This is a genomic window from Caulobacter sp. (genome assembly GCF_039596335.1).
In the GTDB taxonomy this organism is placed as follows: domain Bacteria; phylum Pseudomonadota; class Alphaproteobacteria; order Caulobacterales; family Caulobacteraceae; genus Caulobacter.
The window spans coordinates 357,947-377,032 of the sequence record NZ_JBCNJZ010000005.1; the positions used below are offsets into that span (position 1 = coordinate 357,947).

Sequence of the window (19,086 nt, forward strand, 5' to 3'; positions counted from 1 at the left end):
CCTTCAGGGCCAAAGGGAGGCTGATGTCCTCAGGCCATGAACACGATATCGGCTGAGCCTTCGCCCTTGCCGACGGTCAGACCCGTGACGCCGGCCAGCCGGATCAGGCCATCGCCCGCGTCCAGTCCCGCCACGGCGTTCTGGTGGAAGACATAGGTGTCGCCGTTCCACTCGAAGACTGTGTTGCTATTGGCGGCCGTGCCGCCGGCATAGGCCTGCAGGGCGTCGTCGAAGGTGGCGGTGGCGACGAAGGCCAGCTGCTTCTTCTCGCCCGGACCGACAAAGCCGGGGAAGCCCAGGGTGTCGAAGCCCTTCTGGAAGTCCTCGATCACCGCAATGTCCGCCGCCTTGCCGCCCACCAGGTGCATGGGGGCGAAGGCCCCCAGGTCGATGGAATCATAGCCGCTGCCGGTGATGATCCGGCCATCGAACTTCTCGATCAGGAGGATGTCGTTGCCGGTTCCGGTGTCGATCAGACCACGCATCACGCCGTTGTCGACGCGGACCATGTCGTTGCCGCCGCCGGTGCGGATGTGGCGGCCGGCGTCCAGCCCGCCCTGGTCGGCCATTACCGGACTGATCATGTCGTTGCCGTCGCTGGCCAGCAGGTGGGTGTCGTGCGCGGGCTCGTGGTTGGCGGCGTCGACATTCCAGTCGTGCTCGAACTTGGCCTTCTCGCCCGGCAGGCCCGGATCGGAGGGACCGCCGGACGCATATTCGCCGCCGGGACCGTAGACCGACATGAACACCGAAACCGCCTCGGCCTTTCCGTCCAGGCCAAGGTCGGCGAGATAGGCGCGCATGGCCTCGAAATAGGGGCCCTTCTGCTCCTGCGCCGCCACGGCCATCAGCCAGCCGACCATGGCCGCCCGCATGCCCAGGCCGTTACCGCCGTCGCCGCCGGCCTCGGCGAAGAACTCGCCGCGGGTGTAGGTCCCGCCGCGGCCGTTCGGCACCTCCTCGTTGAGCATCTCGAACGCTTCGGTCTGGGTCTTGTGGACGCCGAACAGCTTGAAATAGGCCTTGGTAAAGGTGTCGAACGCCGTGCCGTTGGCGCCGTAGTCTCGGATGAAGGCGTCCTTGGCGTCGCCGTTCTTCACCAGGCTGACCGCGAAGTTGATGTAGCGATTGACCGTGTTGAACGGCGCGAAGGCCGCGCTGCTCAGGTTGTTCGGATTGCCGCCGTTCGCCGCGACCAGATAGTCGACGCCGATGTTGCTGAGGCTGAGATCGGCCAGGAATCCGTAGGACATCACAGCCACCTGGGTCGTGGCCCTGGCGCTGTCCTGGATCCAGCGGGCCGCGCTGGCATAGCTCCAGATGTCGCCGGCCTGCTGGCCGCTGCGGGCGATGTCGATGCCTTGCGCCATCAGCGTCAGCTGGGTCGCAGCCGAAGTCGGCAGCTCCACGCTCGCGGGCAGGCGGTGAACGTTGCGGTAGAGCGTGGTCAGATTGTCGAGCGTCGCCATGGTCTCTTGTTGCCTAAATATTTCGTAATCCCTCGTGCAGTTAAAAATATACGTGAACGCCGTTCGTTCAACCCATGCGCTCATGAAATAACCTTAACCTTACGACGAGCAGGCGCGGCTCGCACGACTGTCACAAAAACCAGTTCCAACAACTCGGTTAGCGATCTAGGGTCGCTTCAAACATCTGTTCGGGAGTGGCGACTTGGTGTTCCGCAAACTGATCGTGGCCGCGCTGGCCACGACTCTGCTCAGCAGTGGCTCGGCGCTGGCCTTCGAGGCCAAGACCCCTGCCATCGCCGTCGCCGCGCCGGAGAGCGCGGGCTTCTCGGCTGAGGGCCTGAAGAAGCTGGACGCCCACATGCAGGGGCTGGTCGACGGCGGCCACCTGCCGGGCGTGACGACCATGTTGGTCCGCCACGGCAAGGTTGTGAACTACCAGGTGCACGGCAAGAAGGGCTTCGACGGCCCGCCGATGACCAAGGACACGATCTTCCGCATCTATTCCCAGACCAAGCCGGTCACGGGCGTGGCGATGATGATCCTGTTCGAAGAGGGCAAGTGGAAGCTCGACGACCCCGTCAGCAAGTTCATCCCCGAGTTCGCCAATCTGCGAGTGTTCAAGGGCGTCAACGCCGACGGCTCGTTCGACACCGTGCCGGCCGATCGTCCGCCGACCATGCGCGAGGTCATGAGCCACTCGGGCGGTTTCGCCTATGGCCTGGTCCCCGACAATCCCATCGACAAGGCCTATGTCTCGACCGGCGTGCTGGGCAGCAAGTCCTCGCAGGAGTTCGCACAGAAGGTCGCGGCGCTGCCGCTGGTCGCCCAGCCGGGCACGCGCTGGAAGTACAGCGTCTCGGTCGATATCCAGGGCATGATCGTCGAGAAGCTGACCGGCCAATCGCTGGGCGACTTCATGCAGAAGCGCATCTTCGCGCCGCTGAAGATGACCGACACCGGATTCTGGCTGCCGGCCAGCAAGATGGACCGTCTGGCCTCGCTCTATTTCTGGAACCCTAAGGAAAACAAGCTGGCGCCGGCCGAGGGCTTCATGGTGCTGGACATCACCAAGCCGCCGGTCGTGGCCTCGGGCGGCGGCGGCCTGGTCTCGACCAACGCCGACTACGCCCGCTTCGCCCAGATGCTGCTGAACGGCGGCGAACTGGACGGCCAGCGGATCCTCAAGCCGGAAACCGTCAAGCTGATGCGCACCAACATGCTCAGCGACACGATCATGAACTCCGACGTTTCCGAGTTCAGTACGGCCAAGGGCCGCAGCTTCGGCCTCGACTTCGCCATCGTCGAGGACAGCGCCAAGGCCGGCCCGCAGGGGCAGGGGACCTACAGCTGGGGCGGCGCGGCCGGCACCTGGTTCTGGATCGACCCGACCAACGACCTGTTCTTCCTGGGGATGATCCACATCCTCAACAAGGGCGGCGATCCGGCCATCAAGAATATCGACGATGACAGCGCCAAGCTCGTCTACGGGGCGCTGGTCGATCCAAAGAAGTAGGGGCTCCGCAAAGGAGCCGACAAGAATAAAAACAAGGGAGAAAACGCCATGAAGGCCGCCGTCTATTACGAGACCGGGGCGCCCGACGTCCTTCGCTACGAGGAGGTCGCCGACCCGACCAGCCATCCGCAGGGCGTGATCATCCGCGTCAAGGCCGTCAGCATTGAGGGCGGCGACACTCTCAATCGCGGCGGCGGCCAGATGGCGGGCAGCCCGCATATCGTCGGCTACCAGGCCGCCGGCGAGATCGTCGAGGTCGGGGCCCAGGTCACCCACCTCAAGGTCGGCCAGAAGGTCGTCACCGTGAACGCCTTCGGCTCGCACGCCGAGTACCGCGCCGTGCCGGCCCGCAACGCCTGGCCAATCCCGGACGGCTTCGACATCCAGAAGGCTTCGGCCATCCCGGTGCCGTTCGGCACGGCCCACGAGTGCCTGTTCGGCGCGGGTCGCCTGAAGGCCGGCGAGACCGTGCTGGTCCAGGCCGGGGCAGGGGCCGTGGGCCTAGCCGCCATCCAGCTGGCCAAGCAGGCCGGCGCGACGGTGATCGCCTCGGCCTCAAGCGATGAGCGGCTGGAGCGCCTGAAGGTCTTCGGCATGGACCACGGGATCAACTACGGCCGTGACGACCTCGTCGAGCAGGTGATGAAGCTGACCGGCGGCAAGGGCGTGGACCTGGTCGTCGACCCGGTCGGCGGCGCCACCCTGCAGAGCAGCCTCGGCGCGCTGGGCTATCGCGGCCGCATCTCGCTGGTCGGCAATGCCGGGCGCGAGCCGATGAAGGTCGATGTCTCGTCGCTGATGGGCGGCAACCGCTCGCTAACCGGGGTCTTCCTGGGCGCGGAGATCATGACCGACCGCATCCACGACATGATCCAGGGCCTGATCGACCGCGCCGCCAAGGGCGAGCTGGAGGTGGTCATCGACAAGACCTTCCCGCTGGCCGAAGCCGCCGCCGCCCACGCCTATATCGAGAGCCGCCAGGCCGTCGGCCGGGTGCTGCTCATCCCATGAACCGGGTCCTCAAGCACACGGGCGCCAAGTACCCGATCATCCAGGCCCCGATGGGCTGGATCGCCCGCTACCCGCTGGCCTCGGCGGTCTCTAAGGCCGGCGGGCTGGGGATCATCGAGACCTCATCGGGCGAGACCGAAAACTGCAAGGCCGAGATCAGCAAGATGGCGGCCAGCGGCCTGCCGTTCGGGGTGAACCTGCCGATCATGTTCCTGCGCGACGACGCCATGCTGCGCTTCGTCTGCGAGAGCGGGGTCAAGTTCGTCACCACCTCGGCCGGCAGTCCGGCGAAGTTTGTCGGCCCGCTGAAGGACGCCGGTATCGTCGTCTATCACGCCGTTCCCACGGTCGACGCGGCGGTCAAATGCGTCGAGGCCGGGATTGACGGCTTGGTGGTCGAGGGCGCCGAAGGCGGCGGCTTCAAGAACCCGGAAGAGGTCTCGACCCTGGTTCTGCTGCAGGCGATCCGCGCCCGGACTGAGGTTCCGCTGATCGCGGCCGGCGGCATCTGCGACGGACGCGGCATGGCGGCGGCCTTCGCCCTGGGGGCCGAGGCGATCCAGATGGGCACCCGCTTCGTCAGTTCGGCCGAGAGCCCGGTCCACGCCAACTACAAGGCCGCCATCACCGGGGCCAAGGAAACCGGCACCTGGGTGCTGAACAAGAAGGCCAGTCCCTGTATCCGGGCCATCAAGTCCGAGCTGACCAAGGAAATCCACGACGCCGGCGTCATGCCGCCCGACGTGCTGAAGAACATCCTCGACGTCTATTTCGGCGGCGACATGGAGGCCGCGCCCGCGCTGGCCGGCCAGACCGTCGGCCTGATCGACGAGGTCAAGACGGCCCAGGCGATCATCGACGAGACGGTCGCCCAGTTCCACGACATCACCGGACGCCTCGGCGCCCTGGCTGCGACGCGCAGCTTCTAGGAGTTACGATTATGCAGAATCTGTTCTCGCTTGAAGGCCGCGTGGCCGTGGTGACCGGCGGCTCGCGCGGCATCGGCGCGATGATCGCCAAGGGCTTCCTCGTCTACGGCGCCAGCCGCGTCTACATCACCGCCCGCAAGGCCGCCGCCTGCGACGCCGCCGCCGAAGCGCTCAGCCAGTATGGCGAGTGCGTCTCGCTGCCGGGCGACATCTCGACCATGGAAGGCATCCAGGGCCTCGCCGACCGCATCAAGGAGCGCGAGACCACGCTCGACATTCTCGTCAATAACGCCGGCGCGGCCTGGGGCGCGGGCTTTGACGAGTTCCCGGAAGCCGGCTGGGACAAGACCGTCGACCTCAACATGAAGACGCCGTTCTTCCTGACCCAGGCCCTGATCGGCGAGCTGCGCGCGGCGGGCAAGGAGCGCGTCGCCAAGGTCATCAACATCGCCTCGATCGACGGCCAGTCGGTGACCAGGGACGAGACCTATCCCTATGGCGCGTCCAAGGCCGGCCTGCTGCACATGACCAAGCGCATGGCCCTGCGCCTGGCCGCCGACAATATCGCCGTCAGCTGCATCGCCCCCGGCGCCTTCGCCTCGGACATGAACAAGGTCGCTCGCGACCACGCTGATGCGGTCTCCAAGGCCATCCCCGCCGGCCGCATCGGCCAGGACGAAGACATGGCGGGCGCGACCATCTACCTGGCCTCGCGGGCAGGCGACTACGTGATGGGGTCTGCGGTGACGGTGGACGGCGGGGTCAGCTTCGCGCGGTGACGGGCTTCGCGCCATCGTCGCGCCATATGCCAAATGCAGCCTCCTGTTGTCGATGGCGGCGGAGGGGCTTGCATGAAGCGGATGATGCGGATGATGCGGATGATGCGGATGATGGCGCTGGCCGCGTGCCTGGGCGTCGTTCCTGCCCAGGCCGTGGTCGCTGAAGAGGCAGGCCCACCCGTTGTCGCTCGGATGAAGGGGATCGCTGGTCGCGCCGAGATGATCGAGGTGATCACGGGTATGGCCGAAGTGGATCGGGCCATGCGGGTGGCCATGTTGGACGCGACGAGCAAGCTTCCGTCGGAGCAGCGCACCGCTCTGCAAGCGCAAGCGGGGGCTTTGATTGTCGCCCAAGATAAGCTTCATGTAGAGCGGCTGAAGGCCCTGATCGCCAAGCATGGCTGGCCGAAAATCTCGGAAACGTCTCAACGCACCGCGATGGCGGCGGTGACTCTCGCCAATCACGCCGGGTTCGACCTCGCGTTTCAGCGGCGCGTTCTGGCGCTCCTGGAGCCGCTCGCCAAGTCTGGCGAAGCCCGGCCCGAAGACTATGCGCGGCTGTACGATCGGCTGGCGACTGTCGACGGCCATCCTCAGCGCTATGGCACGCAGGGGACGACGTGTCGGGAGGGGCGGTATGCCATTCCGACCGATCTTGAAGCGCCGCAAGGGCTGGAGGGGAGGCGAGCCGCTGTCGGCTTGCAGCCGATGACCGAATATCTCGCCGAACTCGATAAGTTGTACGGAGCTTGCGTCTCGAAGCCGGAGTAGGCGGAAGAGGGGGCTCAGCCGAGCTCCACGATCCCGGCCGGCTCGGCGTCGCTCATCGGAAGGTCAACGCCAAGATCCTTGGCCGCGACCTTGCCGCTGGGCGGACGGGCGCCGCGTTCGCGGGCCGACATCAGGGACCACCCGCCGGGCTTCAGGATCTCCAGCGGCGAGAAGCGCGCCTTGTAGGCCATCTTCTCGCTGCCCGGGACCCAGTAGCCCAGATACACGTAGGGCAGGGCGCCTTCCTGGGCCTGGACGATGTGGTCCAGGATGATGAACGAGCCCAGGCTCCGCTTGACCAGGTCCGGGTCGTAGAAGCTGTAGACCAGCGACAGACCGTCGGCGAGCACGTCGACCAGCACACAGGCGATCAGGTCGCCCGGGCCGCGGTCCTGCGACTTGGTGCGGTATTCGATCAGGTGGGTGCGGACCGCGGTGTCCTCGACCATGGCCACGTAGTCGGGCCAGGTCATTTCGGCCATGCCGCCGGTGGCGTGGCGGGCCAGCAGATAGCGGCGCAGCAGCTCGAACTGCTCCAGGGTCGCCTCGGCCTCGACCAGATGGCGCTCGAGATCGGTGTTGCGGTTCAGAACCTTGCGCTCGGAGCGCGACAGCACGTACTCGGCCGCCGGCGCGCGGGCCGACTGGCAGGCCCGGCAGGTCTCGCAGGCCGGGCGATAGGCGATGTTCTGGGAGCGACGGAAGCCGACCTGGGTCAGGCCGTCATTGACGCTGGGACCGTCGGAGAGCGGCAGGTGGGCGAACACCTTGCGCTCCTCGCGACCGGGCAGGTACGGGCAAGGCGTGGGCGCCGTCAGAAAGAACCGAAGCTGGCGCGTCGGAAAATGCTGCGTCACGGAACCCCTAACCCCTCTCGTCGATCTTGTTCAGCCCTGAACGGGATTAGGGGGCATAGCGTTCAGTTGCGCAAGCGTCGCAGAGGCGCTGCGCGTCGAACGGTCACAGCTTGCAGGCTACAGGCCGTCCGGCAGGACCGGCTTCTCGCGCAGCAGAACGATCGAGATCCGCCGATTGCCGGCCAGGGTCGGGTCGTCGGCGTACAGCGGTTCGGAATTGGCCTTACCCGAGACCTGGTAGATGCGGTCGTCGTCGACGCCGGCCGCGCGCAGGATCTGGCGCGAGCTGTCGGCGCGGGCGGCCGACAGCGACCAGTCGGCGTCCTGCTTCTTGCCATAGGCGTTGGCGCTGGTGTGGCCCGAGATGGTCACACGGTTGGGCAGCTGGTTGATGATCTTGGCCACGGCGCGTAGCAGGATGCGGGCGCGGTCGTTGGGGGCCTTCGAGTTCTCCTGGAACATCGAGCGGCCTTCCTGGTCGACCAGCTGGATACGCAGGCCTTCCGGGGTTTGGTCGATCATGATCTGCTTCGACAGCTCGGCCAGCTCAGGCATGTCCTGCAGCGACTGGCGCAGCGACTGGGCGGCCGAGGCGAAGGCGTCCTGTTCCTTCTTGGCCAGGGCGTCGCGCAGGGCCTCCTCGCTGGCGGCGTCCAAATTGGCCGAGTCGCTGGACTGGCCGTCCTTGCTGACGGTGTCGGGGGCTTCGGGAGCCATCTGCTGGATGACCGACATCTTGCCGTCGGCCTTGGCGCCGTCGTCGCCCAGCGAGGTGCCGCCCAGGATGCCGCCCGAACCGCTGGTCGTGGACGAGATCGAGGCCGGTGCAAAATAGTCGGCGATGCCCTGCTTCTGCTCGGGGCTGGTCGTGTTCAGCAGCCACATCAGAAGGAAGAAGGCCATCATGGCCGTCACGAAGTCGGCATAGGCGACCTTCCACGCGCCACCGTGGTGACCGTGTCCGCCGCCTTTCTTCACCTTCTTGATGATGATCGGCTGTTCGCTATTGACCGCCATCGTGCTTAAGCCTGGTTAACCTTGAAGCCCGGAACCTGCCTGAAGGTCGTTAAGATGGGGTTGCCGCCGAGGGGCTGGCGCGCGTAATCCCGGCGCGCATCGCAAGGAGCAGCGGCATGAAGACGGCGTTTATCGGCCTGGGCGTGATGGGCTTTCCGATGGCGGGCCACCTGAAGGCCGCCGGCCACGAGGTCGCCGTCTATAACCGCACCGCCTCAAAGGCCCACAAATGGGCCGAAAAGCACGGCGGCCAGGCGTTCGAGACCATTGCCGAGGCCGTGGCGGGCGCGGAGGTCGTTCTGCTGTGCGTCGGCAACGACCATGACGTCCGCGACGTCGTGGCGCAGGCCCTGCCGGCCCTCGCCCCGGGCGCGACCATCGTCGACCACACCACCACCTCCGCTACGGTGGCCCGCGAGATGGCGGCGCTGCTGGCGCAAGGCGGTCGCGCCTTCGTCGACGCTCCGGTGTCGGGCGGTCAGGCGGGCGCCGAGAACGGCCAGCTGACCATCATGGTCGGCGCGGAAGAGGCGGCCTACGCCCGCGTGCTGCCGGTGATCGAGGTCTATGCCAAGGCTGTGCGCCGCATGGGCGCGCCGGGCGCGGGCCAGCTGACCAAGATGTGCAACCAGATCGCCATCGCCGGCGTGGTCCAGGGCGTGGCCGAGGCGCTGCACTTCGCCAAGCAGGCCGGCCTGCCGACCGACGACGTGCTGGCCGCCATCTCCAAGGGCGCGGCCCAGTCGTGGCAGATGGAGAACCGCTGGGCGACCATGGCCCAGGGCAAGTTCGACTTCGGCTTCGCCGTCGACTGGATGCGCAAGGACCTGGGCATCGCCCTGGACGAGGCCCGCGCGAACGGCGCCAAGCTGCCGGCCACGGCCCTGGTCGATCAGTTCTATGCCGAGGTCCAGGCGATGGGCGGCAACCGCTGGGATACGTCCAGCCTGATGGCGCGCCTAGAGAAGTGAGTCGGCCAGCTCGGCGGCGTCCCAGGCCTGCTCGCGTGGCGCCACGACGATCGGCGTCCGGCGCTCGAAGGCGCGCAGCATCTCCACCGTCTGGCTCAGGTCCGGCGCGTCCAGGCTTTCGCTGACGACGATCGCCGCCACCGTCAGGCCGCGCGCCCGCAGGACCTCCAGCGCGGTCAGCAGGTGGCTGGCCGTGCCCAGGTAACTGCCGGCGACCAGCAGGACGGGCAGGTTCAGCGCCACCATCAGGTCCAGATTGGTGGCGTCGTCGGTCATCGGCGACATGACGCCGCCGGCGCCTTCGACCAGGGCGAAGTCGGCGTCGCAGTCGGCCAGCCAGGCTTGGCAGTCGGCGACGAGGTCGGCCATTTCCAGTGTCGCGCCCTCCAGTCGGGCGGCCAGGTTCGGGGCCAGAGGCGCGCGGTAGCGCTTCGGCGAGATCTGCGCCCAGGCGTCGGGGCGGCCAAGCGCGGCGGCCAGGCGGGCGGGGTCGCTGGTCTCGGGCTCGGCCGGATCGAAGCCGCTGACCACGGGCTTGAAGGCGTCGGCGCGCAGGCCTCGGGCCTGAACGGCGCGGAGCAGGGCGCAGGCGACGTGGGTCTTGCCCAGGTCCGTGCCGGTCCCGGCGACGAAGACAGCTTTCATCGCAGGGCTCCGATCGCGTCGGCCAGGCGGATGACGTCGGCGTCGTCATGAGCGGCGTTGAAGGCCACGCGCAGGCGGGCTGTTCCTTCCGGCACCGTCGGCGGGCGGATGGCCACGACCAGGAAGCCTTGCGCCTCCAGGGCGGTCGAGGCGGCCAGGGCGGCGTCGGCTTCGCCCATGATCACCGGCACGATCGGGCTGACGGCGTCTGGCAGGCCCAGGCGCTGGGTGAAGAGGCGCGCCTTGGCCAGCGGCTGCTGGGTGAGGGCGGGATCGGTCTCGATCAGGTCCAGCGCCGTCAGGGCCGCGGCGGCCGAGGCCGGCGGCAGGCCGGTGGCGTAGACCAGGGTGCGGGCGCGGGTCTTCAGCAGGTCGACGATCGCCTGCGAGCCGCACAGATAGCCGCCGTACGAGCCCAGGGCCTTGGACAGGGTGCCCATCTGCAGGGGGATGTGGGCTTCCGGGAACAGGGCGGCGGAGCCCCGGCCTTCCGCCAGCACCCCGACCCCGTGGGCGTCGTCGCTGAGCAGCCAGGCGTCGTGTTGCTCGCAAAGCTTGGCGAGGTGATCGAGCGGCGCGACGTCGCCGTCCATCGAGAACACCCCGTCGGTGGCGACCAGGGCGCGGCGGGCCTGCGGACGTTCGGCCTTGAGCAGGCGCTCAAGGTCAGCGACGTCGTTGTGGCCGAACTTGACGATCTTCGCGCCCGACAGCTGGGCGCCGGCCCAGATGCAGGCGTGGGCCCAAGCGTCGACGAACACCGCGTCGCCCGGCCCGACCAGGGTGGGGATGACGCCGGTATTGGCCAGATAGCCTGAGCCGAACACGCAGGCGGCCTCGGTCCCTTTCAGGCGCGCCAGGCGTTTTTCCAGGTCGGCCAGCAGCGGATGGTCGCCGGTGACCAGGCGCGAGGCGGCCGCGCCGGCCCCGTAATTCAACGCTGCCTCTGCGGCGGCGGCGCGGACCAGGTGATGCTGCGACAGACCCAGATAGTCGTTGCACGAGAACGAGATCAGCCGCTTGCCGTCGCGCTCGACGACCGCGCCGTCGTGGCGGCGGGTGGTCTTCAGGCGTCGCCGCAGGCTCTTGGCGTCGAGGGCCGCCAGCTTCTCGCCGGCGAAGGCGTCGAGGCTCTGCATGTCGTTTCCCTTTGCGGCAGCCGAGGCGCGGGAATAGGCAGAGCGCCCTGAGTCCGCAAACGGAAAGCGTATCCATGTCCGAACCCGCCTGGCTGACTGAAGGCGCACCGCACGTCTGGCGCCCGTACTGCCAGATGAAGACCGCGGGGCCGCCGCTGCCGGTCGTGGCGACCAAGGGTTCGCGGCTGGTGCTGGCCGACGGGCGCGAACTGGTCGACGGTCTGGCCTCCTGGTGGACGGCCTGCCACGGCTACAACCATCCGCACATCGCCCACGCGCTGCGAGCGCAGATCGAGACCATGCCGCACGTGATGTTCGGCGGCTTGGCGCACGAGCCGGCCTATCGCCTGGCCACACGGCTGGCCAAGCTGATGCCGGGCGACCTGAACCACGTGTTCTTCGCCGAAAGCGGCTCGGTCTCGGTCGAGATCGCCATGAAGATGGCGCTGCAGTTCCAGATCAATCGCGGCGTGAAGGGGCGCACGAAGTTCCTGGCCTTCCGCGGCGGATATCACGGCGACACCCTGGCGACGATGACCATCTGCGATCCGGAGGAGGGGATGCACAGCCTGTTCGCCGGCGTCATGCCCGCCCAGGTGATCGCCGACCTGCCGCGCGATGCGGCCGGCGAGGCGGCGCTGGATGCGCTGTTGGCGGAACGCGGCCACGAGGTCGCGGCGATCCTGGTCGAGCCGCTGGTCCAGGGCGCAGGCGGCATGTTGCTGCATCCGCCCGAGGTGCTGCGCACCCTGCGCCGCCTGGCCGACAAGCAAGGGGTGCTGCTGGTCTTCGACGAAATCTTCACCGGCTTTGGCCGCACGGGAACCCTATTCGCCATGCAGGCGGCGGGGATCGAGCCCGACATCGTCACCCTGTCCAAGGCCCTGACCGGCGGCACCCTGCCGCTGTCGGCCGCCGTGGCGTCCACCAGGGTGTTCGAGGCCTTCTGGTCCGACGACGCGGGGGCGGCCCTGATGCACGGTCCGACCTACATGGCCAATCCGCTGGCCTGCGCGGCGGCCAACGCTTCGCTGGATCTGTTCGAGAACGGTAGCTGGGTCCAGGACGTGGTGCGCGTGTCGGCGGCGCTGGCCGAAGGCCTGGAGCCGTGTCGGGCGGGGGAGGGTGTCGTCGACGTCCGTGTCCTGGGCGCGATTGGCGTCGTCGAGTTCGAGGCGCCGGTGGCCGTGGGTGATCTGTGCGCGCGCTTTGCCGAGCTGGGCGCCTGGATCCGGCCGATGGGCAAGGTGGTTTACCTGACCCCGGCGTTCACGACGCCCGACGCGGATCTGGACCTGCTGACATCGGCTGTGCGCAAGGTGGTCGGGGTCGATTGACCTGCAGGGGCGGGTCTGGTCCAAGCGGCCCATGTCCGCCAAGTCCTCCCCGCTGTCTGGTCTGGAATACCTCGCCATCGCGGGGATCATCCTGACCTGGGGGATCAACAACGCCGCGGCCAAGGTGGCGACGATGTACCTGCCGCCGATGCTGATGGGGAGCCTGCGCTTCCTGGCGGCGCTGGCGTTCCTGTTCCCGTTCATCAAGCCGCCGTTCCCGGATTTCCGGAAGCTGCTGGTCATCATGCTGCTGACCGGGCCGATCCACTTCGGCGTGATCTATGTGGCCTTCAGCATGGCCGACGCCTTGAGCCCGCTGGTCGTGGCCAGCCAGCTGTGGATCCCGTTCACGGCGCTGTTCGCCTGGCGGATGCTGGGCGAGACCATGCGGGTTCCTGCCGCCCTGGGCCTGGTCATCGCTTTCCTGGGCGTGGCCTGGATGAGCCTGGACCCACACGCCATCGGCGACTTGCCGGCCATCGCGCTGATCGTCTTCGCCGGGGCCTGCTGGGCCGTGGCCACGGTGCTGGTGCGCCAGACGCCGGGCATCAAGCCGCTGAAGATGCAGGGCATGACGGCCCTGGTCGCCGCGCCGGTGCTGCTGATCCTGTCGCTGATCTTCGAAACCGATCAGGTCGCCAAGGTCCAGGCAGCCCCTCCGATCGCCTGGGCGGCGGTCCTGTTTGCCGGCCTGATCTCGACCGTCGGAGCCAGCGCTCTACTGTTCTGGCTGGTCCAGCGCCGCGAGCCGGGCCGGGTGACGCCGTACTTCCTGCTGACACCGCTGGTGTCTTGCTCGATCGGCGTGGCGTTCTTAGGCGACAAGTTGTCGGCCCAGCTGCTGATCGGCGGGGCGGCGACCATGGTCGGGGTGGCGCTGGTGGCGTTGACCGAGAAGCGCGGCAAGCCCGAGGAACAGCTGGCCGAAACGGCCTAGGTCTTCGGGCAGTCCTTCGCCGGCGAGCGGCGCAGCAGGGCCGGCGTCGCCGCGATCTCGCTCTGGCCGCCGTCGTCGGCATAGATGCCCGTCAGCAGCTTGCCCTTGACCCCCAGGGTCTGGCCGGCCTGCGGGCGGATCAGGAAGAGGTCGTTCAGGTCGCCCAGGTGCTCGACGCTGACGAAGCCGGCGCCGACCGTGGCGTAGCCCTTGATCCCGCCCTCGACACGCTCCAGCACCCAGCCGGGCGGCTTGCGGCAGACCGAGATGACCTCAGCGCCGGTCAGCTGGAGATCGAAGGACTGCAGGTTCTGGTTCGCGTTCGCTGGCGTCCAGGCCAGGGTGACCAGCTCCGTCGGCGGCGGCGCGGCCGCGACGGGTGGTTTGACGTCCTTGCCGGCGTTTTGGGCCGGCTTGGAGTCATGGCAGGCGGCCGTCGCGGCCAGCATCAGAGTGAGAAGCGACAGCCGCCAGGTGCGCATGACTACTTGATCACGCCGCAAGCGGCGCGAGCGCCGGCGCCGCCGATCGGCTGGCTCTTGTGGTCGTCGGGGCTGGCGTGGACGACGATCGAGCTGCCGTCGGCGTCCAGCAGGGCGGGGCGGCCGCCAGCGCCCTTCAGCGACACCAGGGTCGAATAGACCTCGGCCGTGGCCGCGCCGTCAGCGTGGGCGAAGACGTTGGGCAGGTCGCCGTTGTCGTTGGCCTCCGCGTTCAGCAGGCCGTGGACGACCTGGGCGGTGGTGTGGACGTGGGCGCCGGCCGACTTGAAGTCCGGCGTGCCGCAATCGCCCTTCTCATGGAAGTGGATGGCGTGCCAGCCCGGCGTCAGGCCTTTCAGCTCCAGCTTCAGCAGAACGCCGTGCGGGGCTTCGGTCAGGGTGATCACGCCGGCGTCCTTGCCGTCGCCCAGCTTGACCGGAGCGGTCGCGGTCGTCTGAGCCAGGGCGGGCGAGGCGGCGAGGACGGCGGCGAGGGCGAGCGCGGTCGCGGCGGGGAGGCTACGCATGCGGATTTCCTTCTGGATCAAGCGAACGATGGGGACGAAACGCCCGGGAAGGTGGCGCCTTCCCCATCGAAATGCTAACGGTTTTCAACGGTTCCGTGTCCGATTCTGACGGCGAAAAATCCCTTTGAGCGACGATCAAAACACCATCCCTCCTGAAGCTCCGGGCGGGGATGTCGCACCGATCAACATCGAGGACGAACTGCGTCGTTCGTATCTCGATTACGCCATGAGCGTCATCGTCAGCCGCGCCCTACCGGACGCGCGCGACGGTCTCAAACCGGTCCACCGCCGGGTCCTGTTCTCGATGCACGAGCAGGGCCAGACGCCGGAGCGTCCGTACGTCAAGTCGGCCCGCGTGGTCGGTGACGTCATGGGTAAGTATCACCCGCACGGCGACGCCTCGATCTACTTCACCCTGGTCCGCATGACCCAGTCGTTCTCGATGGGCCTGGTGCTGATCGACGGCCAGGGCAACTTCGGTTCGGTCGACGGCGATATGCCCGCCGCCATGCGTTACACCGAGTGCCGCATGGCCCCGCCGGCCATGTCGCTGCTGGCCGACCTGGACAAGGACACGGTCGACTTCGCTGACAACTACGACGGCAAGGAGCAGGAACCGACCGTCCTGCCGTCGCGGATTCCCAACCTGCTGGTCAATGGCGCGGGCGGCATCGCCGTCGGCATGGCGACCAACATCCCGCCGCACAATCTGGGCGAAATCATCGACGCCTGCCTGCTGCTGATCGACGACCCCGAGGTCACGACCGATCAGCTGCTGGACCTGGTGCCCGGTCCCGACTTCCCGACGGGCGGCGAGATCATCGGCCGCGCGGGCCCGCGCCAGGCGCTGCTGACGGGCCGCGGCTCGGTCATCATGCGCGGCGTGGCCAGCGTTGAAGAGCTGCGCGCCGGCCGCGAGGCCATCATCATCACCGAGATCCCGTATCAGGTGAACAAGGCCAACCTGGTCGAGTACATCGCCGAACTGGTCCGCGATAAGAAGATCGAGGGCGTCGCCGACATCCGCGACGAGTCGAACCGCGAAGGCATGCGCATCGTGGTCGAGCTGAAGCGCGACGCCTCGGGCGAAGTGATCCTGAACCAGCTGTACCGCTTCACCGCGCTGCAGACTTCGTTCGGCGTCAACATGCTGGCCCTGAACCGCGGCCGGCCCGAGCAGATGGGCCTGCACAAGCTGCTGCAGCTGTTCGTCGAGTTCCGTGAGGAAGTCGTCGTCCGCCGGACCAAGTTCGAGCTGGGCAAGGCCCGCGATCGCGGCCACGTGTTGGTCGGTCTGACGATCGCCGTCGCCAATATCGACGAGTTCATCCACATCATCCGCTCGTCCAAGGATCCGACCGAGGCGCGCGAGCGCCTGGTGGCCAAGGCCTGGCCGGCGGGCGACATGCTGCCGCTGGTCGAGCTGATCGCCGACCCGCGCACCGTGCAGGAAGACGGAGATCTGATCCGCCTGACCGACGAGCAGGCCCGCGCCATCCTGGCCCTGACCCTGTCGCGTCTGACCGGCCTGGGCCGCGATGAGATCGGCAACGAGGCCACCGCCTTGGCCGACGCCATCCGCGGCTATCTGGAGCTGCTGTCGGACCGCGCCAACATCATGGCGGTGGTCCGCCAGGAACTGGTCGAGGTCCGCGAGAAGTTCGCCATCCCGCGCCGCAGCCAGATGGTCGACGGCGAAGCCGACGTGGAAGACGAGGACCTGATCGTCCGCGAGGACATGGTCATCACCGTCACCATGGGCGGCTACGTCAAGCGCACGCCGCTGGCCAACTACCGCACCCAGCATCGGGGCGGGAAGGGCAAGTCGGGCATGGCGACCAAGACCGAGGACGCGGTCACCCGCGTGTTCTCGGCCTCGACCCACGCCCCGCTGCTGTTCTTCACCTCGGGCGGCAAGGTGTACAAGCTGAAGGTCTGGCGTCTGCCGCAAGGCGTCGCCAATTCGCGCGGCAAGGCGTTCGTCAATCTGCTGCCGATCGAGCCGGGCGAAACCATCACCTCGATCCTTGCCCTGCCGGAGGACGAAGCGACCTGGGGCGCCCTGGACGTGATGTTCGCCACCCGCTCGGGCAGCGTGCGTCGCAACAAGCTCAGCGATTTCGTGGACGTCCGCCGCAACGGCAAGATCGCCATGAAGCTGGACGAAGGCGACGGCATCGTCGGCGTGTCGGTCTGCAACGCCGACCAGGACGTGCTGCTGACCACGGCAGCTGGCCGCTGCATCCGCTTCTCGGTCGACGAGGTTCGCGTGTTCGCCAGCCGCGACTCCACGGGCGTGCGCGGCGTGAAGCTGGCGGGCGAGGACACCGTCATCTCGATGGCCGTGCTGCGCAGCGTTGACGCCACCCCGGCCGAACGCGCCGCCTATCTGAAGCACCAGCGCGCCATGCTGCGCGCCGCGGGCGAGGAGGGCGAGGATGCTCCGGCTGCCGTGGAAGACGGCGAAGAGGATGGCGACGAAACCACCCTGACGCCGGAACGCATCGCCGAACTGGGCGCGGCCGAGGAAATCCTGCTGACCGTGTCGTCGGAGGGCTTTGGCAAGCGCACCAGCGCCTATGACTTCCGTCGTACGGGCCGTGGCGGCCAGGGCCTTGCGGCGCAAGACCTCAGCAAGCGCGGCGGCCGTCTGGTGGGCTCGTTCCCGATCGACGAGACCGACCAGATCCTGCTGGTCACCGACGCCGGTCAGCTGATCCGGGTGCCCGTCTCGCAAATTCGTGTTGCAGCGCGGAATACTCAGGGCGTAACCATCTTCCGCACCGCGCAGGACGAGCACGTCGTCAGCGTCGAGCGTCTCGCCGATTCCGGCGGCGACGATAACCAGGGCGACGACAGCGGGGCGGATGAGACCCCGTAGCGCTCATTAGGCAGGGGGTTGCATGCGGGTTGGGCTCTATCCCGGGACCTTTGATCCGGTCACCAACGGTCACCTCGACATCATCGGTCGGGCGGTCAAGCTGGTCGACAAGCTGGTGATCGGCGTGGCTGTGAACAGCGGCAAGGGTCCGCTGTTCTCGCTGGAGGAGCGGGTCGCCATTCTGGAACAGGAAACGGCGCACCTGACCAAGTTCGCCCAGATCGAGGTGCGGCCCTTCGAGAGCCTGCTGATGCACTTCGCTCGCGAGGTGAACGCCCAGATGATCGTGCGCGGCCTGCGGGCCGTGGCCGACTTCGAATACGAATTCCAGATGACGGCGATGAACCAGCAGCTGGACCGCGAGATCGAGACCGTCTTCCTGATGGCCGACCCGCGCCACCAGGCGATCGCCTCGCGCCTGGTCAAGGAGATCGCCGCGCTGGGCGGCGACATCGGCAAGTTCGTGCCCGCCGGCGTGGCGCAGCAGCTGCTGGCCAAGGTGGGCAAGGCGTAAGGCCGGCCCGCCGGTCAAAGGTTCACAATTGCGTCGTATGGCCTGCGCTTCGGTTATCGGGAGTGCACGGATGAAAACCCTTGGGCGTTTGGGAGCCGGCCTGGCTCTGAGCTTGGCGCTGGCTGCGACGGCGACCGCCGCGCTGGCCGAGGTCTTCACCGTGGCCGTGGTTTCCGACACCCAGAACTACTCGGACATCACCCTGCCGCAGCCGCGCGGGTCCAACACCTTCGAGCAGCAGATGCGCTACCTGGCCGACACGCGCCAGGCCAAGAACCTGGCCTTCGTCACCTTCGTCGGCGACCTGGTGCAGCACGGCGACGGCCAGTTCCGCCGCGCCCGCCCGGACGCCGTGGGCCAGTACGAGACCTTCGACACCCGCCAGGAGTGGGACATCGCCAATCGCGCCGTCTCGATCCTGGGCGCCAGCGGCGTGCCGTTCGGCATGGTCCCGGGCAACCACGACTACGACAACTACAGCTATTGGCCGGAAGCGGGCCTGGGCCCGTCCAAGCCCCTGGCCGGCAGTCGGGCCTGGAGCTTCTATTTCGGTCCGCAGTCGCGCCACTTCGCCGGCAAGGCCTGGTACGGCGGCGCGTCGGCCAACGGCATGAACAGCTTCCAGACCTTCACCGGCGGAGGCAAGCGCTTCCTGCACCTGTCGCTGGAGATGGAGCCACCGCAATCGGCGCTGGACTGGGCCCAGGGGGTGATCGACGCCCATCCGGGCCTGCCGACCATCGTCACGACCCACGAATGGCTGGAACCGCGCAAGGCCCCGCGCTCCAACGGTCAGGCGTCCTATTTCCCCAATAGCGACCACCTGTCGCCCGACCAGGTCTGGGATCGCTTCATCCGCAAGAACGCGATGATCTTCATGGTCCTGTGCGGCCACGCCTACACCCCGGCCGTCGAGGGCAAGTCGGAAGGCGAGAACCTGCGGATCGACCGCAACGACGCGGGCCACCCGGTCTACCAGCTGATCCAGGACTATCAGGGCAACACCATCGGTCCGGACGGCAAGCCCGGCTCGGCCAATGGCGGCGCGGGCTGGATGCGGTTCATGGCCTTCGACACCGACGCCAAGAAGATCCGCTTCACCACCTATTCAACGCTGCTGGACCGTCATGCCGGCCGCAACGGCGAGTCGACCTTCGGCGGCGCGCCGACCCTGTCGGAGTTCGAACTGGATTTCCCGCCGCAGCTTGCGAACTAAACCGCCCAGAAGCGGCCGGAATCATCAGCTTCAACAGTCGCCGCACTTGTCGGGGCGGTCGTGTCGTTCTACGCCGACCCCGACCTATTCT

The 19,086-nt window shown here is 67.6% G+C and carries 17 protein-coding genes and 1 pseudogene; 11 read left to right on the plus strand and 7 right to left on the minus strand.

All coding sequences use genetic code 11. The features are described 5' to 3' along the window. Positions 1–29: 29 nt before the first annotated feature. Positions 30–1,469 carry a hypothetical protein gene (locus ABDW31_RS13000; protein ID WP_184718984.1) on the minus strand — a complete coding sequence of 480 codons (1,440 nt, stop codon included), beginning with the start codon at positions 1,467–1,469 and terminating at the stop codon, positions 30–32. A 202-nt stretch (positions 1,470–1,671) separates the two neighbouring features. On the opposite strand from ABDW31_RS13000, the gene ABDW31_RS13005 reads away from it, so the two are divergent. The 5 genes from ABDW31_RS13005 to ABDW31_RS13025 all read left to right on the plus strand — a co-directional run bounded on the left by ABDW31_RS13005 (position 1,672) and on the right by ABDW31_RS13025 (position 6,472). Beyond that, the gene (locus tag ABDW31_RS13005; RefSeq protein WP_184718986.1) at positions 1,672–2,982 is read left to right on the plus strand and encodes a serine hydrolase domain-containing protein; all 1,311 of its coding nucleotides are present in this window, start codon (positions 1,672–1,674) and stop codon (positions 2,980–2,982) included. Between the two features lie 48 nt (positions 2,983–3,030). Beyond that, positions 3,031–3,993, plus strand: a complete 963-nt coding sequence (locus tag ABDW31_RS13010) for a zinc-binding alcohol dehydrogenase family protein (protein WP_184718988.1) — start codon at positions 3,031–3,033, stop codon at positions 3,991–3,993. Next, positions 3,990–4,922 carry a nitronate monooxygenase family protein gene (locus tag ABDW31_RS13015; RefSeq protein WP_184718990.1) on the plus strand — a complete coding sequence of 311 codons (933 nt, stop codon included), beginning with the start codon at positions 3,990–3,992 and terminating at the stop codon, positions 4,920–4,922. The genes ABDW31_RS13010 and ABDW31_RS13015 overlap by 4 nt, the downstream gene beginning before the upstream one ends. Before the next feature lie 11 nt (positions 4,923–4,933). After that, the gene (locus ABDW31_RS13020) at positions 4,934–5,701 is read left to right on the plus strand and encodes an SDR family NAD(P)-dependent oxidoreductase (RefSeq protein ID WP_184718992.1); all 768 of its coding nucleotides are present in this window, start codon (positions 4,934–4,936) and stop codon (positions 5,699–5,701) included. 72 nt (positions 5,702–5,773) lie between these two features. Next, positions 5,774–6,472: a DUF6624 domain-containing protein gene (locus tag ABDW31_RS13025; protein ID WP_184718994.1), complete on the plus strand. Its 699-nt coding sequence runs from the start codon at positions 5,774–5,776 to the stop codon at positions 6,470–6,472. 14 nt (positions 6,473–6,486) lie between these two features. Here the strand turns inward: ABDW31_RS13025 and ABDW31_RS13030 are convergent, their stop codons facing one another. Together ABDW31_RS13030 and ABDW31_RS13035 are read right to left on the minus strand one after the other, a co-directional pair. Beyond that, positions 6,487–7,329: an arginyltransferase gene (locus tag ABDW31_RS13030; protein WP_184718996.1), complete on the minus strand. Its 843-nt coding sequence runs from the start codon at positions 7,327–7,329 to the stop codon at positions 6,487–6,489. 117 nt (positions 7,330–7,446) lie between these two features. Next, a complete protein-coding gene (locus ABDW31_RS13035) occupies positions 7,447–8,346 on the minus strand; it encodes a flagellar motor protein MotB (RefSeq protein ID WP_184718997.1) in 900 nt (299 codons plus the stop codon). Between the two features lie 116 nt (positions 8,347–8,462). Between ABDW31_RS13035 and ABDW31_RS13040 the strand changes: the two genes are divergently transcribed. Further along, positions 8,463–9,317, plus strand: coding sequence for an NAD(P)-dependent oxidoreductase (locus ABDW31_RS13040; RefSeq protein ID WP_184718998.1), 855 nt, complete (start codon positions 8,463–8,465; stop codon positions 9,315–9,317). Here ABDW31_RS13040 and bioD read toward each other — a convergent pair. Continuing rightward, complete coding sequence (bioD, locus tag ABDW31_RS13045) at positions 9,306–9,962, minus strand: dethiobiotin synthase (protein WP_184718999.1); 657 nt, start codon at positions 9,960–9,962, stop codon at positions 9,306–9,308. The genes ABDW31_RS13040 and bioD overlap by 12 nt on opposite strands. Next, positions 9,959–11,101: an 8-amino-7-oxononanoate synthase gene (gene bioF, locus ABDW31_RS13050; RefSeq protein WP_184719000.1), complete on the minus strand. Its 1,143-nt coding sequence runs from the start codon at positions 11,099–11,101 to the stop codon at positions 9,959–9,961. The genes bioD and bioF overlap by 4 nt, the downstream gene beginning before the upstream one ends. Before the next feature lie 74 nt (positions 11,102–11,175). Here bioF and ABDW31_RS13055 point away from each other — a divergent pair, with 74 nt between their 5' ends. Beyond that, positions 11,176–12,438, plus strand: coding sequence for an adenosylmethionine--8-amino-7-oxononanoate transaminase (locus tag ABDW31_RS13055; RefSeq protein ID WP_184719001.1), 1,263 nt, complete (start codon positions 11,176–11,178; stop codon positions 12,436–12,438). Continuing rightward, a pseudogene (locus tag ABDW31_RS13060) lies at positions 12,435–13,375 on the plus strand (EamA family transporter). The gene ABDW31_RS13055 and the pseudogene ABDW31_RS13060 overlap by 4 nt, the downstream one beginning before the upstream one ends. On the opposite strand, the gene ABDW31_RS13065 reads toward ABDW31_RS13060, so the two are convergent. After that, positions 13,372–13,857 carry a hypothetical protein gene (locus ABDW31_RS13065; protein WP_184719003.1) on the minus strand — a complete coding sequence of 162 codons (486 nt, stop codon included), beginning with the start codon at positions 13,855–13,857 and terminating at the stop codon, positions 13,372–13,374. The pseudogene ABDW31_RS13060 and the gene ABDW31_RS13065 overlap by 4 nt on opposite strands. Before the next feature lie 2 nt (positions 13,858–13,859). After that, entirely contained in the window at positions 13,860–14,384 is a 525-nt protein-coding gene (locus ABDW31_RS13070) for a superoxide dismutase family protein (RefSeq protein ID WP_184719004.1), read from the minus strand. 124 nt (positions 14,385–14,508) lie between these two features. Here ABDW31_RS13070 and gyrA point away from each other — a divergent pair, with 124 nt between their 5' ends. The 3 genes from gyrA to ABDW31_RS13085 all read left to right on the plus strand — a co-directional run bounded on the left by gyrA (position 14,509) and on the right by ABDW31_RS13085 (position 18,995). Next, complete coding sequence (gyrA, locus tag ABDW31_RS13075) at positions 14,509–17,265, plus strand: DNA gyrase subunit A (protein WP_184719005.1); 2,757 nt, start codon at positions 14,509–14,511, stop codon at positions 17,263–17,265. A 22-nt stretch (positions 17,266–17,287) separates the two neighbouring features. Then, positions 17,288–17,779 (plus strand): pantetheine-phosphate adenylyltransferase, encoded by a 492-nt coding sequence (gene coaD / locus ABDW31_RS13080; protein ID WP_184719006.1) that lies wholly within the window; start codon positions 17,288–17,290, stop codon positions 17,777–17,779. Between the two features lie 70 nt (positions 17,780–17,849). Further along, complete coding sequence (locus ABDW31_RS13085; protein ID WP_184719007.1) at positions 17,850–18,995, plus strand: metallophosphoesterase; 1,146 nt, start codon at positions 17,850–17,852, stop codon at positions 18,993–18,995. The last annotated feature ends 91 nt before the right edge of the window (positions 18,996–19,086 follow it).

Coding starts and splice junctions, on each gene's coding strand:
- ABDW31_RS13000 (WP_184718984.1), bottom strand. CDS start 1,469: ATGGCGACGCTCGACAATCTGACCACGCTCTACCGCAACGTTCACCGC.
- ABDW31_RS13010 (WP_184718988.1), top strand. CDS start 3,031: ATGAAGGCCGCCGTCTATTACGAGACCGGGGCGCCCGACGTCCTTCGC.
- ABDW31_RS13015 (WP_184718990.1), top strand. CDS start 3,990: ATGAACCGGGTCCTCAAGCACACGGGCGCCAAGTACCCGATCATCCAG.
- ABDW31_RS13020 (WP_184718992.1), top strand. CDS start 4,934: ATGCAGAATCTGTTCTCGCTTGAAGGCCGCGTGGCCGTGGTGACCGGC.
- ABDW31_RS13025 (WP_184718994.1), top strand. CDS start 5,774: ATGAAGCGGATGATGCGGATGATGCGGATGATGCGGATGATGGCGCTG.
- ABDW31_RS13035 (WP_184718997.1), bottom strand. CDS start 8,346: ATGGCGGTCAATAGCGAACAGCCGATCATCATCAAGAAGGTGAAGAAA.
- ABDW31_RS13040 (WP_184718998.1), top strand. CDS start 8,463: ATGAAGACGGCGTTTATCGGCCTGGGCGTGATGGGCTTTCCGATGGCG.
- bioD (WP_184718999.1), bottom strand. CDS start 9,962: ATGAAAGCTGTCTTCGTCGCCGGGACCGGCACGGACCTGGGCAAGACC.
- bioF (WP_184719000.1), bottom strand. CDS start 11,101: ATGCAGAGCCTCGACGCCTTCGCCGGCGAGAAGCTGGCGGCCCTCGAC.
- ABDW31_RS13055 (WP_184719001.1), top strand. CDS start 11,176: ATGTCCGAACCCGCCTGGCTGACTGAAGGCGCACCGCACGTCTGGCGC.
- ABDW31_RS13065 (WP_184719003.1), bottom strand. CDS start 13,857: ATGCGCACCTGGCGGCTGTCGCTTCTCACTCTGATGCTGGCCGCGACG.
- ABDW31_RS13070 (WP_184719004.1), bottom strand. CDS start 14,384: ATGCGTAGCCTCCCCGCCGCGACCGCGCTCGCCCTCGCCGCCGTCCTC.
- coaD (WP_184719006.1), top strand. CDS start 17,288: ATGCGGGTTGGGCTCTATCCCGGGACCTTTGATCCGGTCACCAACGGT.
- ABDW31_RS13085 (WP_184719007.1), top strand. CDS start 17,850: ATGAAAACCCTTGGGCGTTTGGGAGCCGGCCTGGCTCTGAGCTTGGCG.